The following is a 13,858-nucleotide window of genomic DNA, read 5'->3' as shown; positions in this document are numbered from 1 at the left end:
AGGGGAGATCCGCAATGCCTGTTGTATCGCTGAACCAGCTCACGACCGATCTTCAATCATGCGCCAAGCAACTCATCGAGCAGGCCGGCTTCGTGCCCCAGGCGATGGATCGTCCCTTGGACGCAGGCGATCTGCTCTTCTACCTCAGCGAAACGTCGATGCCGATGGCCGCGTTCCTGCGCAAGCACGGTCTGTTTTCCGATGCCGATGGCCTGCACTACGACCTTGCGCAGTTCGGCGCCATAAGTGATCTGGCTAGCAAGGTCATCAACGAAAGAAGGGCCGGCAATCTTGATGGCGTTTGGAGGGAATTTGATCTCTCCACGGATGACGATATGGACAATGATGGCGGGTACATCCTGACTGCCCTTGCAGCACTGGAGCTGATGTACGGGCCGAAGAAGTAGAACGGCCTGCCGGTCACGTATTGATGCTGTAAGGCCGCTTCCGATGCGCCGAATGATTCGCCCCCGCGTCGCTTGCCGTCGCAAGACTGTTGGAGCTTCGTCTGGTTCCTGCCATCTCGGACAGTTTGTCTCGGGCTACCTCGACAACTTGTCCAAGGGTACGTGCTTCTCGCTCTGTAACGTATTGATATTCCGCGCCGTTTGAGTTGGCACGTCGGTTGCTGAGGAAGTATCCGTCGGATCGGCGCGATTGCAATCTGGCGGATCGCGATACGCAACTATCGGCATGAACGGTCGAGCCTATGTCGATAACAGAACCCGGGTGTTCGCTCACACAGCAGATCATGAGCCGGAGAGTCCCATGTCGTTTTCCCTTCCCGATCTACCCTATCCCCATGATGCGCTCGTTCCCTACATGTCGAAAGAAACGCTCGAGTATCATCACGACAAGCATCATGCGGCCTATGTCAACGCGCTCAATACGCTGATCAAGGGCACGCAATGGGAAGGCAAGAGCCTCGAGGAGGTCGTAGTCGGCTCCTTCGGCAAAAGTACGCCGCTCTTCAACAATGCGAGCCAGGATCTCAATCACACGTACTTCTGGAAGTGGATGAAGCCTGGCGGCGGTGGCGCGATTCCAGGCAGCCTCGAGAAGCGGATCAACGCGGATATCGGCTCGACCGAGAAGATGAGGGATGACTTCGTGGCGGCCGGTGTTGGCCAGTTCGGCTCTGGATGGTGCTGGCTGGCAGTGAAGGATGGAAAGATCGTCGTGATGAAGACCGCAAACGGCGAAAGTCCGCTCGTGCACGGCGCCAAACCCATTCTCGGCTGCGATGTCTGGGAGCACTCGTACTACATCGACTATCGCAATCGCCGGCCCGATTACATCAAGGCGTTTCTCGATCACCTCGTGAACTGGGACCATGTCGAGGAACTGTTCCAGAAGGCGGTGTGAAACATGAAGCCGGTGCCTCTCGGCGCAAAGGGCCGCTTCACGCTCGACGTGAAGCCGCAACATCTGGCCAACCAGTTCAAGGACCCGACGCTGCCACCGGTTCTCGCGACGCCGGTGATGATCCTTGCGATGGAAAACGCGGCGCTCAACGCCATCCGGAGCTATCTCGAACCGGGTGAGGCGGCGGTCGGGACGATAGTCGACGTCCGACACATCGCCGCGACGCCGGCGGGACAGCGGGTGACCGCAGAGGCCGAAGTCACCGGCGTCGATGGACGGCGCCTGGTCTTCGCGGTGACCGCGCATGACGAAATCGAAGAGATCGGCAGCGGCACCCATGAGCGCATGGTGATCGATATCGCTCGATTGGAACAGCATCTCGAAGCGAAAAGGGCGCGTTCGCCGGCAGGTCGATGAAATCGGAACGAGGACGGCATGCGCCGGTGTTGCCAGTGTGAGGTGATTCCATGAATGTTGAAAAATATAGCGATCGCGCAAGAGGCTTCATCCAGTCGGCACAGTCGCTGGCGACGCGGGAAGGCAACCAGCAGTTTACGCCTCTTCACATCCTCAAGGTGCTGCTCGATGACGGCGAAGGTCTGGCGGGCGGCCTGATCGACCGTGCCGGCGGCAATTCGCGGGCGATCCTCAAGGCAACGGAAGCGGCGTTGAACAAGCTCCCGAAGGTGTCGGGAGCCGGCGCGGGACAGGTCTATCTCGCGCCCGAGACCGCCCGCGTGTTCACCGCGGCAGAACAGGCCGCGGAGAAGGCGGGAGACAGCTTCGTCACGGTCGAGCGGCTGCTTCAGGGCCTGGCTTCGGATCGAAACAGCGATGCGGCCGGACTTCTGAGGGATGGCGGCGTCACGCCGCAAAATCTGGAAGCCGCGATCAACGCGCTGCGGAAGGGGCGCACGGCCGACAGCTCATCGGCGGAGAACGCCTATGATGCGCTGAAGAAGTACGCCCGTGACCTGACGCAGGCCGCGCGCGACGGCAAGCTCGATCCGGTGATCGGCCGCGACGAGGAGATCCGCCGCACCATTCAGGTGCTCTCACGCCGCACCAAGAACAACCCGGTTCTGATCGGCGAACCCGGCGTCGGCAAGACCGCCATCGTCGAGGGGCTGGCGCTGCGCATCGTCAATGGCGACGTGCCGGAGAGCCTGAACGATAAGAAGCTGCTGGCGCTCGACCTGGGCGCCTTGATCGCCGGTGCGAAATATCGCGGCGAATTCGAGGAGCGGCTGAAGGCGGTCCTGAACGAGGTGACGGCGGCCGAAGGCGGCATCATCCTGTTCATCGACGAGATGCATACGCTGATCGGCGCCGGCAAGACCGACGGCGCGATGGACGCCTCCAACCTGCTCAAGCCGGCGCTGGCCCGCGGTGAGCTGCACTGCATCGGCGCCACCACGCTGGATGAGTACCGCAAGCATGTCGAGAAGGACGCCGCATTGGCGCGACGCTTCCAGCCGGTGTTCGTGTCGGAGCCGACGGTCGAGGACACGATCTCGATCCTGCGCGGTCTCAAGGAGAAGTACGAGCTCCATCACGGTGTTCGTATCTCGGATTCGGCGCTGGTCGCGGCGGCGACGCTCTCGAACCGCTACATCACGGACCGCTTTCTGCCGGACAAGGCGATCGACCTTGTCGACGAGGCGGCCGCCCGACTGAAGATGCAGGTCGACTCCAAGCCCGAGGAGCTTGACAACCTCGATCGCGAGATCGTCCGGCGGAAGATCGAACAGGAGGCGCTGAAGAAGGAGAATGATGCCGGCTCGAAGAGCCGCCTGCAGACGCTGGAGACGGAATTGCGCGATCTCGAGAAGCGGTCGGCCGACCTGACGTCGAAATGGCAGGCGGAGAAAGGTAAGCTTTCCGACGCACAGAAGATGAAAAGCGAGCTCGAACGGCTCCGCACCGAACTAGCGAATGCCCAGCGAAAGGGCGCGTTCCAGAAGGCGGGTGAGCTTGCCTACGGCAGGATCCCCGAACTCGAGAAGAAGCTTGCCGCGGTCGAAGCCAGCGAGAGCACGTCGATCGGCGAGACGGTGACCGCGGACAATATCGCGCAGGTCGTGTCGCGCTGGACCGGGATTCCGGTCGACAAGATGCTGGAAGGCGAAAGGGAGAAGCTGCTCCACATGGAGGAGGCGCTCGCCAAGCGCGTCGTCGGCCAGGCCGAAGCCGTGCGAGCGGTGTCGACGGCGGTGCGCCGCGCGCGTGCAGGGTTGCAGGATCCCAATCGCCCGATGGGCTCGTTCATGTTCCTCGGACCGACCGGCGTCGGCAAGACCGAACTCGCCAAGGCACTTGCGGAATTTCTGTTCGACGACGAAACGGCGATGGTCCGGATCGACATGTCCGAGTTCATGGAGAAGCACTCGGTCGCGCGGCTGATCGGCGCTCCGCCCGGCTATGTCGGCTATGACGAGGGCGGCGTATTGACGGAGGCGGTACGTCGACGACCCTATCAGGTGGTGCTGTTCGACGAGATCGAGAAGGCGCATCCGGATGTGTTCAACGTCCTGCTCCAGGTGCTCGACGACGGACGCCTGACCGACGGTCAGGGCCGCACCGTCGATTTCCGCAATACGCTGATCACCATGACCTCGAATATCGGGGCGGAGCTGCTCGTCAACCAGGGAGAAGGCGAGAAAACCAGCGCGGTGCGCGAGCAGGTCATGACGATGGTGCGGGCGCATTTCCGGCCCGAGTTCCTCAACCGGATCGACGCCATCATTCTCTTCCATCGGCTTCAGAAGAATGAGATGGGCCGGATCGTCGAAATCCAGTTTGCGCGGCTTCGCCGGCTTTTGGACGATCGCAAGATCGAGTTGTCTCTCGACGCCAAGGGGCGGGACTGGCTGGCCAACAAGGGATGGGACCCCGCATACGGTGCACGTCCGTTGAAGCGCGTCATCCAGCGCTACCTGCAGGATCCGTTGGCGGAGATGCTGCTCGCAGGCGATGTACGCGACGGTTCGCAGGTCAAGATCTCGGCTGGCAAGGACGGCCTCACCTTCAACGGCAAGGTCGCGCCGACCGCGGACCAGGACGATGAAGTCATGATTTGAGGCCGTGATCCGAGGCGGCGGCGGACATCAGGGCGAAGCGAGGACTGACGAGGAAAGCATGGTGACGGACGAAATCAGGGAGAACATGGAGGTCGTCGGCTTCGATGGCGATCATCTGGGCAGGGTGGACTGCATCGAGGGTGATCGTATCAAGCTCAAGAAGCGCGACGGCGGTCCGCACAAGAAGCATCACCACTATATCGGCCTCGATCTCGTCAACAACATCGAGGGCCACAAGGTTCGGCTTTGTTGCGACGCCGACATCGCCAGGCTTTTCGAGGACTGATGGCGTAGCGGCAGGGGAGGTTGTCGACGTCTCCCGGGACGCCGAAGACAATGTCGGACTAGTCAGAAATTGAACAGGAGAACCAACTCATGGCGGACCAGATCAAAGGGAATATGGAAGTCATCGGCGCGGACGGCGTTCACGTCGGCACAGTCGATCGTGTCGAGGGCGATCGCATCAAGCTCAAGAAGTCCGACAGTTTTGCTCATCACGAAGGCCATCATCACTACATCGAAATGGGCTTCGTAGCGGGTGTCGAAGGCGACAAGGTTCGCCTCTCCGCCAATGCGGATATTGCCGTCACGCTGGAAGAGGAGAAGTCGGGGCGGCCGGTCAAGCTGTGACTGCCGGTCATATCGCTCGCGCGGATGCGAGAGACGGCTCGTCCGGCCTGGGCCGGGCAGGCGCACGCGGAAAGCCGGCGCTCCCGTGCAAGCTGTTGACGTCATGACGCCTGTGCTCCGGCGCGTCGCATGCGCGATCCCGGAGCGGCGGACGATAGGCCTGGTGTTTCAGAAAGGTTGGTAAAATGGAAGAGTACGATCTCTACATCAATGTGAAGAAGCCGGCGATCGGACTGTATGTACGCAAGGGCGCAGATCTCCCTGACCTTGCGGACAAGGGCGATTGGGTGTTCGACGGCACCTGTGCCCAGGACCTGGTGCCCTCGAGCGTCATCTTGGGCGTGAGAGCTGACGGGCACGCTTTTCGGGATATGGACTAGAGAGCTCTCAGAGGTCACCAAAGGAGCAAAGTGTGCCGTCTGCTGTTCCGCAACCGGTCGTCGCGCGTCTCACGCGGGCGGCCATTTTCCTGGTCGTGACGGTCAATTCCGGACCTGAAAGCGACGTCGCCGTGCGTGGTCTCTGCGCCGACCTGTCCTCGCTGTTACGGGCCGTCGGCTTCCGTGACCTCGAGGGGCGGTTGTCGTGCGTCATGGGCATAGGTTCCAACGTCTGGGACCGGCTGTTTGGCACGCCGCGACCGAAAGATCTGCATCCGTTTCAGGAAATCCGCGGCGTGCATCATGCGGTTTCGACGCCGGGCGATCTTCTCTTCCATATCCGGTCCGCTCGCATGGATATGTGTTTCGAGCTCGCAGCGCAGATCATGTCACGGCTCGGGAACGTCGTGACCGTTGTCGACGAGGTGCACGGCTTCAAATACTTCGACGACCGCGATCTGATGGGCTTTGTCGATGGGACGGAAAACCCCGTCGGCGCCGACGCCGAACGCGCAACCGTTATCGGCGAGGAGGATGCGCCCTTCGCCGGCGGAAGCTACGTCATCGTGCAGAAGTATCTGCACGATTTGGCGCGCTGGAATGCAGTGCCGGTCGAGCAACAGGAAAACATCATCGGTCGACACAAGCTCTCCGACATCGAGCAACTGGACGCTGCGAAGGCGCCATATGCGCACAACGTCCTGACGACGATTGTCGAGAATGGAGAGCAGCTGGAGATCGTTCGCGACAACATGCCGTTCGGCGAGTTCGGAAAGAGCGAGTTCGGCACCTATTTCATCGGATACGCGCGATCGCCGCATCGTATCGAGCAGATGCTCGATAACATGTTCGTCGGCCGGCCGCCGGGAAACTACGACAGGCTGCTGGACTTCAGCCGCGCCGTGACCGGCGCATTGTTCTTCGTGCCATCGGCAAGCTTCTTCGACGACGTCGAGCCGGAACTTGCGTCGAAGGTGCCGGCTGCCCAATCCAAATGATGGAAATCCGTGCAATTTCGACATGGCGACGGGGTAATCGAGGCAGTCTCGTAACCGCACAGTCCGCGCATGCTTGACCTTGATGTGTACGAAGACGAACGCGATGTAGTGGTCCTTGCGGAGCTGCCTGGTCTGAGCGAAGACGAGATCGAGGTCATGGTGGACGATGAGGTGCTCACCATTCTCGCCGAACCGAGCCTCGGGCGGCACAAGCCGGAAGGCCATTGCCGCGTGGGACGCTCGTTCAGATTTCTGGGCGTGATGCGATTGCCGTGTCCGGTCGACCTCGATCAAATGCGAGTTGATTTCGATGGTGGCATGCTGACGGTGCGGCTGCCGAAGCGGAAGACCCGAGAGCAGGGCTGACCGCGCCGCGATCTGACCGACGGATCGCTGACCGGTTCGTCGTCACGCACGCCGACCGATTCATCTTTCCGTTGCGGCACGTCAGCCCGTCAGGACGAAGCGGATCAGGCCGGCGACCAACCCGAGCGCGATGACGCTCGCGGCCCAGATCGCGGCCATCCAGGCGAGCCGCTTCCAGAGCGGAAGCTGGTTCTCCATCAATGGTATCCGTGAACGCCGGCCTTGCCTCGGAACACCCAATAGGCCCAGCCCGTATAGGCGAGGATGACCGGGACGATGACCAGCGCGCCGACCAACATGAAGGACTGGCTCTCGGGCGGCGCAGCCGCATCCCAGATCGTTACCGCGCGGGGGACGATATAGGGATAGATGCTGATGCCGAGACCGAGAAAGCCGAGCAGGAACAGCGCGAGTGCCATCGCGAAAGGCAGCCGCTCGAAATCGCGCTTGAGGCCCCAGAACAGCGTCGCCGCACAGATCGCGACGAGCAGCGGCACTTGCGCCGTGAGCAGCACGCCGGGCAGCGCGAACCAGCGCCGCCAGTAATCGTAATGCAGGAACGGCGTCATCGCGCTCACCGCCGCAAGCGCTGCGAGGGTTCCGAGGCCGAGCCAGAAGGCGAGGCGGCGCGCGTGACGCTGGCTGGTTCCTTCGGTCTTCCAGATCAGCCAAGTCGCGCCCAACAGGGCATAGCCGATGACGACTGCAATCCCGGTGAGCAGGCTGAACGGGCTCAGCCAGTCGAGCCAGCCGCCGGCATAGGCGTCATTCTCCACCCGGACGCCCTGCAGGATCGCGCCGAGCGTGATGCCCTGTGCCAGTGCCGCGACCACCGAGCCCAGCGAGAAGGCCATGTCCCACAGCGCGCGGTGGCCCGCGTCCCGCCAGCGGAATTCGAATGCGACGCCGCGGAACACGAGGCCGAGCAGCATCGCGATCATCAGCGGATAGGTCGCCGGAAGCAGGATGGCATAGGCCAGCGGGAAAGCCGCGAGCAGCCCGCCGCCGCCCATCACGAGCCAGGTCTCGTTGCCGTCCCACACCGGCGCGATCGAGTTCATCGCCTGATCGCGCTCGTCGCCGACCGCGAAACTCGGGAACAGGATGCCGATGCCGAGGTCGAAGCCGTCCATCACGACATAGGCCATCACGGCGAAGCCGATGACCGCCGCCCAGAAGATGGTGAGGTCGATGCTGATCATGGCGTTTACTCCCCGGCCGTCAGCGGCGCCCCGACACCCGCCGCCGGCGTGATGCCAGCCGCGCGCTGCGGCAGGTTCGGCAACTCGGGCTCCTTCCGCTCCGGCGGCCTGGCCATCAGCCGCAGCAGATAATAGGTGCCGGCCCCGAAGGCGCTGAAATAGACCAGCACGAAGGCGACGAGCGAGGCGGCAACCGCGGGTGCCGCGAGCGGCGAATGCGATTCCGCGGTGCGCAGCAGGCCGTACACCGTGAAGGGCTGACGGCCGACTTCGGTCGTCACCCATCCGGCGATCACGGCGATGAAGCCGGCCGGTCCCATCGCAACCGCGACGCGATGCAGCCAGCGCCAGTCGTAGAGCTTGCCGCGCACCCTGGCGAAGAGGCTCCAGAGGCCGACACCGAGCATCGCAAATCCCAGCGCCACCATGATCCGGAACGACCAGAACACGATATGTGCAGGCGGCCAGTCCTCGCGCGGGAAGTCGGTGAGGCCCTGAAGCGGCGCATATGGATCATGCTTCAGGATCAGCGATCCGATGTGCGGTATCGAGACCTCGTAACGGACGCGCGCCTCCTCATTGCTCGGGAAGCCGAACAGGATCAGCGGGGCACCATTGGGGCTCGGCTGGTAGTCGCCCTCCATCGCCAGCACCTTGGCCGGCTGGTGCTCCAGCGTGTTGAGCCCATGGGCGTCACCGGCCAGGATCTGGATCGGCGCGACGATCGCGGCCATCCACATCGCCATCGAGAACATCTTGCGCGCGCCGGGATTGTTGCGGTCCCTGAGCAGATGCCAGGCACCGACGGCGCCGACGACGAAGGCGGTGGTGAGATAGGCCGCGATCACGGTATGGACGAGGCGAAATGGAAAGCTCGCGGTAAAGATGATCGGCAGCCAGGAGCCGGCCGGTACGAACTGTCCCTTGGCGTTGATCGCAAAGCCCGCGGGCGTCTGCATCCAGCTGTTCACCGCGATGATCCAGGTCGCCGAGATCAGCGTGCCGAGCGCCACCATGCAGGTCGCGAAGAAATGCAGGCCCTTGCCGACCTTGCTGATGCCGAACAGCATGACGCCGAGGAAGCCGGCTTCGAGGAAGAACGCTGTCAGCACCTCGTAGGCCATGAGAGGACCGATGATCGGTCCTGCCTTGGTGGAGAACACCGACCAGTTGGTGCCGAACTGGTAGGACATGACGACGCCCGACACCACGCCCATGCCGAACGTGACCGCGAAGATCTTGAGCCAGTAGCGGTAGAGATTGGCGTAGACGCCTTCTCCGGTCTTCAGCCAGAGCGCCTCCAGCACCATCAGGTAGCTTGCGAGCCCGATCGAGAAGGCCGGGAAGATGAAATGGAAGGAGACGGTGAACGCGAACTGCGCGCGTGCCAGGATTACCGGGTCGAGTTGCCCAAGCAATGTTGCCTCCCTATGAAACCGAAGCTCTCCGCAATCTGTGCAGTCGCCGCCCGCTAGGCGACGACACGAACCGGAATCGATTTGGCGGCCGGCGTGCCGCTGATCCTGTCGTAATATTCGAGCGGCAGCAGCGGGTTCAGCTCGGGATAGTATCCCGCGACCGCACCGCGCGGCATCGGATAGTCCAGCACCGTGAGACCTTCGACCCGACGCTGCACGCCGTCATCGCTGATCGTCTCGAGCGCGATGCGCGCGCCCGAAGCGAGCCCTCGCGCCGCCCGGTCATCGGCGTTCATGAACAGCACCATGCGGTCGTTGTAGACGCCGCGATAGCGGTCGTTATAGCTGTAGATCGTGGTGTTGAACTGGTCGTGCGAGCGGACTGTCGCCAATCGCAACATCGCCGGATCGGACACCGGAGCGTTGACCTCGAGGCCGGGCATCAGCAGGAAATTGGCCTTGCCGTTGGGGGTCGGCCAGACCAGCCGGCGCGGCGGCACGTCGAGGTGGAAGCCTTGCGGCCGTCTGATTCTCTCCGAGAAGTCGCTGTAGATCTCGGGATAGACCTCCGCGATCTTGTCGCGGATGAGACTGTAGTCCTCGATGTAGCTCTCCCACGGAATCTTGCTGCCGGGAAGCGTCGCGCGCGCCATCCGGCAGACGATCTCGACCTCCGGGAGCAGATCGGGGCTTGCCGGCGCCAGCACGCCGCGCGAAGCCGTGACGGTGGACATCGAGTCTTCGATCGTGACGAACTGCTCGCCGGCCAAGGTGTAGATAGCCTCGGACCGCGCGATCACCGGCAGGATCAGCGCATCACGCCCGTGGACGAGATGTCCGCGATTGAGCTTGGTGTTGATGCCGACGGTCAGGGCGAGCTTCCTCATCGCAGCATACGACCGCTCGGTATCGGGGACCGCGCGGACGAAGTTGCCGCCCATGCCGATGAAGACCTTGGCAGTGCCGTTCTGCATCGCCTCGACGGTCTCGACGGTGTGGTGGCCGTGTCCGCGCGGCGGTTCGAAGCCGAAGACGTCGCGCACGCGGTCGAGATAGTCGTTGGTCGGCTTCTCGTCGATGCCGACGGTGCGGTCGCCCTGGACGTTGGAATGGCCGCGGATCGGCGCGATGCCGGCGCCGGGCTTGCCGAAATTGCCCTTGATCAGCAGCAGATTCACGACTTGCTGAAGCAGCCGCGATCCCTCCTGGTGCTGGGTCAGTCCCATCCCGTAGCAGATCATTGTCGCCCTGGAACGCATGTAAATCTCGGCGCAACGGCGGATCTGTGCCTCCTCGATGCCGGAAATTTCGACAATCTCGGGCCACGACTGGGCCAGAACATCCTTCCGGACCAGATCGAATCCGACGGTCTGCTCGCGAATGAAGTCGTGATCGAGGACTTTCTCGCCCTGTGCTTCGCGCTCGAACATCACCTTCATCATGCCCTTGAACAGGGCAAGATCGCCGCCGATCTTGATGTGAACGAACTCGCTGGCGATCGGGGTCGATCCGAAGGTCGCCATCTGAATGACATCCTGCGGCTCGGTGAAGCGGATCAGTGCGCGCTCCGGCATCGGGTTGACGGCCACGATCGGCACGCCGCGCTTTCGCGCCTCGACCAGATTGGTCATCATGCGCGGCGAGTTGGTGCCGGTGTTCTGCCCGATCACGAAGATGGCTTCGGCGTGCTCGAAGTCCTCCATCACCACGGTGCCCTTGCCGACGCCGATCGCGGGAGGCAGGCCGCGGCTGGTCGGCTCGTGGCACATGTTCGAGCAATCGGGGAAGTTGTTGGTGCCGAACGCGCGGACGAAGATTGAGTACAGGAAGGCTGCCTCATTGGGGGTGCGTCCCGAGGTGTAGAATTCGGCGTGGTGCGGGCTCTCCAGCGCACGCAAGTGATCTCCGATCATCGTGAAGGCTTCGTCCCACTCGCATGGCACATAGCGATCGGAAGCTGCGTCATAGCGCATCGGCTCGGTCAGGCGGCCCTGCATCTCAAGCCAGTAGTCCGACTTCTCCATGAGTTCGGACACGGTGTGGCTTGCAAAGAACTCCCGCGTGACCCTGCGTTTGGTTGCTTCGAACGCCAGCGCCTTGGCGCCGTTCTCGCAGAACTCCAGCGTCTTCTTGCAGTCAGGGTCGGGGAAAGCGCAGCTCGGACATTTGAAGCCGCCCGGCTGGTTCATCGCCAGCAACGCGCGAGATCCTTTGGTGACGACGCTCTGCTCGAGCAGCACCTTGGCGGTTGCGCCGGCTGCGCCCCAGCCGCCCGCAGGATGATGATAGGCCTTGTAACGAGGCTTGTGGTCGGTCATTGCAAGCACTCCCCAGTCATCCGCGATGCCAGAAGTAGATCATGCTATCATATTGATTTCTATGGACATTTTGTCCTTTTGCGCGGACAAAATGTCCGACATCGAAAGCGCATCGCGCTCTAAGTGACTGAGCGGACTTCATTCCGAAATTGGCGCGGAGGTTGCTTCAGTACGCCCCGTTGAATCGGGGAGACTGCGTGAACCACCAATCGTCCATGTCGGAAGGTCGCTTCCGACGATGTCCAAACTTGATCGTGGCGACCGATGTGCTCGGCATCGCCGGTGACGACACGCGCGCGGCGCCGGGCTCGAGCTGCAATCTCGAGGAGGGCTCCTGCGTGCCGCGGAGGTCGACATGATTGTGCGCTCCAAGCCCGGCTTCAGGGACATCGTGTTTGCGGTCAACGGCTCGATCCTGCCGCGGATCGCGCCGCATCTGGTCGCGATTGCCCTGATCAGCGTGCTGGCAGTGCTCGCCGCAATGGAGCATCCGGGCATCTTTGCGCGGATCAGCGCCGTTCCCTTTACGCTGATCGGCATCGCGCTGTCGGTCTTCATGAGCTTCCGCAACAGCGCCTGTTATGAGCGCTGGTGGGAAGGCCGGGAGCTTTGGGGCAAGCTGATCATCGCCTGTCGCTCGTTCGCACGTCAGACCTCCACCCTCGAGGATGACGAGCGGCGCGTGCTCCTCCGCGACCTGTGCGGCTTCTGCGCCGGACTGGCAGCCCGCTTGCGCGGCGAGGACGAACTGGCGGCGATCAGGCATTGGCGCGAGATCGATGCCGCGTCAGGCGGGCCCAACCCGACCAATATCGTGCTCAACCAGATCGGAACACAGTGCCTGACATTGATGAAGCGGGACCGGATTGAGCCGATCCACTATTCCGTCCTCGAGGGGCAGCTGAGCGCGCTCTCCGACGTGCAAGGCGGATGCGAACGCATCGCGTCCACGCCCGTGCCGTTCGCCTATTCCCTGCTGCTGCACCGAACCGCCCTGATCTTCTGCGTGACGCTGCCGTTCGCGCTTGCCGGATCGCTGGACTGGTGGACGCTGCTGCCGGTCTTGCTGGTCGCTTACACCTTCTTCGGCCTCGACGCGCTCGGCCATCAACTCGAGGATCCGTTCGGACTGGAGCCTAACGCTCTCCCGCTGGATGCGATGCGGCGCATGATCGAGCGCGAAATGCTGTTCCTGCTTGGCGAGCGGGATCTACCCGCGCCGATCGAGGCGCGCGACAATGTGCTGAAGTAGGCGGAACCTCCGACCCAGGCAGGTCACCGCGAGATTCCCTTCGATCGCGCAACGCCTCGACCTTCATACGATGGTTGCCGTGAGCATATACTGGATGAGCCTATCCGAGTGGGATCGAGGTCCAGGAGGTCTCCTATGACGATGAATGAACTCGCCGACGCGCTCGAAAAGATCGATGAAGATGCGTTTGCCTCGTTCCTCCTGGAGTATGAGATCACGCACGATGACGGACCCGAGGCAATGAAGACGATGATCGTCGAGGCGCTACGGTTCGCGGACGCGCACGGCTTTCATGCGAGCCGACCGCCTCTCGACGACGCCGATTAGGCTCGGGACAGCTTCATTCGCAATGAAGATGCCGAGCGCGTGCCTCACAAAAGCGTTGCGCGGGGCGTCCAGTGGGCGATAGCAGCATCGAGCTCGGCATTGCGCGCGACGCACTTGTTGCTGCTTGCGAGATCCTGAACAGGCGCTCAGGGCCGGCCAAAGAGCGTCCGCTACAGCCATCATCAGCCGGATGCTTGGTATGAGCCGGGGAGCCTCGGACCGGTTTGCAGGCGCGGAGGGGCCTTTTGGGGAGAGGCATCGTGGCGCCTTCTGAACGAAACTTTTTAGGCTCGGAATGCACCTTATGGTTTGGCAAACCTTGGTAACTCTTTGATATCGCAATAAATGCGACCGCCCTCCGAGCGCACCACACCTCAGCTGATCCTTGAAATCGCTGGACTTTTCGAGCCATAGCCAGCTCGCTGGCCGTGCCTACCCCGCGCACGGGGCAGGTCCAACGGGTGCCGGCGGGTGACGTGGAGCGCCGGTCGATGCGGTCCTGTAACAGCGGTCGGGTAGATT

Annotated in this window: 15 protein-coding genes; 11 read left to right on the top strand and 4 right to left on the bottom strand. The window is 62.5% G+C overall.

Annotation, left to right across the window (positions count from 1 at the left end):
• Positions 1-14 precede the first annotated feature (14 nt).
• The 9 genes from ACOIX3_RS23265 to ACOIX3_RS23225 all read left to right on the top strand — a co-directional run bounded on the left by ACOIX3_RS23265 (position 15) and on the right by ACOIX3_RS23225 (position 6,819).
• Complete coding sequence (locus tag ACOIX3_RS23265) at positions 15-407, top strand: hypothetical protein (RefSeq protein WP_420964449.1); 393 nt, start codon at positions 15-17, stop codon at positions 405-407.
• Positions 408-768: 361 nt separating this feature from the next.
• Positions 769-1,365 (top strand): superoxide dismutase, encoded by a 597-nt coding sequence (locus ACOIX3_RS23260; protein WP_420964448.1) that lies wholly within the window; start codon positions 769-771, stop codon positions 1,363-1,365.
• A gap of 3 nt (positions 1,366-1,368) precedes the next feature.
• Positions 1,369-1,782, top strand: coding sequence for a thioesterase family protein (locus ACOIX3_RS23255; RefSeq protein ID WP_420964447.1), 414 nt, complete (start codon positions 1,369-1,371; stop codon positions 1,780-1,782).
• 50 nt (positions 1,783-1,832) lie between these two features.
• Positions 1,833-4,445 (top strand): ATP-dependent chaperone ClpB, encoded by a 2,613-nt coding sequence (gene clpB, locus ACOIX3_RS23250; protein WP_420964446.1) that lies wholly within the window; start codon positions 1,833-1,835, stop codon positions 4,443-4,445.
• Between the two features lie 58 nt (positions 4,446-4,503).
• The gene (locus ACOIX3_RS23245; RefSeq protein ID WP_420964445.1) at positions 4,504-4,731 is read left to right on the top strand and encodes a DUF2171 domain-containing protein; all 228 of its coding nucleotides are present in this window, start codon (positions 4,504-4,506) and stop codon (positions 4,729-4,731) included.
• Between the two features lie 89 nt (positions 4,732-4,820).
• A complete protein-coding gene (locus ACOIX3_RS23240) occupies positions 4,821-5,075 on the top strand; it encodes a DUF2171 domain-containing protein (protein ID WP_229165131.1) in 255 nt (84 codons plus the stop codon).
• A gap of 185 nt (positions 5,076-5,260) precedes the next feature.
• Positions 5,261-5,455 carry a hypothetical protein gene (locus tag ACOIX3_RS23235; RefSeq protein ID WP_420964444.1) on the top strand — a complete coding sequence of 65 codons (195 nt, stop codon included), beginning with the start codon at positions 5,261-5,263 and terminating at the stop codon, positions 5,453-5,455.
• A 32-nt stretch (positions 5,456-5,487) separates the two neighbouring features.
• Positions 5,488-6,453: a Dyp-type peroxidase gene (locus ACOIX3_RS23230; RefSeq protein WP_420964443.1), complete on the top strand. Its 966-nt coding sequence runs from the start codon at positions 5,488-5,490 to the stop codon at positions 6,451-6,453.
• A gap of 69 nt (positions 6,454-6,522) precedes the next feature.
• Positions 6,523-6,819, top strand: a complete 297-nt coding sequence (locus ACOIX3_RS23225) for an Hsp20/alpha crystallin family protein (protein WP_420964442.1) — start codon at positions 6,523-6,525, stop codon at positions 6,817-6,819.
• 81 nt (positions 6,820-6,900) lie between these two features.
• Here ACOIX3_RS23225 and ACOIX3_RS23220 read toward each other — a convergent pair whose 3' ends face one another.
• From ACOIX3_RS23220 to ACOIX3_RS23205, 4 genes are read right to left on the bottom strand one after another with little or no spacing between them, the layout of a single operon-like run.
• A complete protein-coding gene (locus ACOIX3_RS23220; RefSeq protein WP_420964441.1) occupies positions 6,901-7,017 on the bottom strand; it encodes a DUF2474 domain-containing protein in 117 nt (38 codons plus the stop codon).
• The gene (gene cydB / locus ACOIX3_RS23215; RefSeq protein WP_420964440.1) at positions 7,017-8,021 is read right to left on the bottom strand and encodes a cytochrome d ubiquinol oxidase subunit II; all 1,005 of its coding nucleotides are present in this window, start codon (positions 8,019-8,021) and stop codon (positions 7,017-7,019) included. The genes ACOIX3_RS23220 and cydB overlap by 1 nt, the downstream gene beginning before the upstream one ends.
• Before the next feature lie 5 nt (positions 8,022-8,026).
• Positions 8,027-9,439 (bottom strand): cytochrome ubiquinol oxidase subunit I, encoded by a 1,413-nt coding sequence (locus ACOIX3_RS23210; protein ID WP_420964439.1) that lies wholly within the window; start codon positions 9,437-9,439, stop codon positions 8,027-8,029.
• 53 nt (positions 9,440-9,492) lie between these two features.
• Positions 9,493-11,757: an FdhF/YdeP family oxidoreductase gene (locus tag ACOIX3_RS23205; RefSeq protein ID WP_420964438.1), complete on the bottom strand. Its 2,265-nt coding sequence runs from the start codon at positions 11,755-11,757 to the stop codon at positions 9,493-9,495.
• 355 nt (positions 11,758-12,112) lie between these two features.
• On the opposite strand from ACOIX3_RS23205, the gene ACOIX3_RS23200 reads away from it, so the two are divergent.
• Both ACOIX3_RS23200 and ACOIX3_RS23195 read left to right on the top strand, forming a co-directional pair.
• Complete coding sequence (locus tag ACOIX3_RS23200; protein WP_420964437.1) at positions 12,113-13,009, top strand: bestrophin family protein; 897 nt, start codon at positions 12,113-12,115, stop codon at positions 13,007-13,009.
• A 135-nt stretch (positions 13,010-13,144) separates the two neighbouring features.
• Positions 13,145-13,336: a hypothetical protein gene (locus ACOIX3_RS23195; protein ID WP_420964436.1), complete on the top strand. Its 192-nt coding sequence runs from the start codon at positions 13,145-13,147 to the stop codon at positions 13,334-13,336.
• Positions 13,337-13,858 lie beyond the last annotated feature (522 nt).

Origin of the sequence: Bradyrhizobium sp. B120 (assembly GCF_049075665.1) — a bacterium.
Lineage (GTDB): Bacteria > Pseudomonadota > Alphaproteobacteria > Rhizobiales > Xanthobacteraceae > Bradyrhizobium.
Note: the sequence above shows the minus strand (reverse complement) of the source record. Positions and strands in the feature narration are given on the sequence as shown.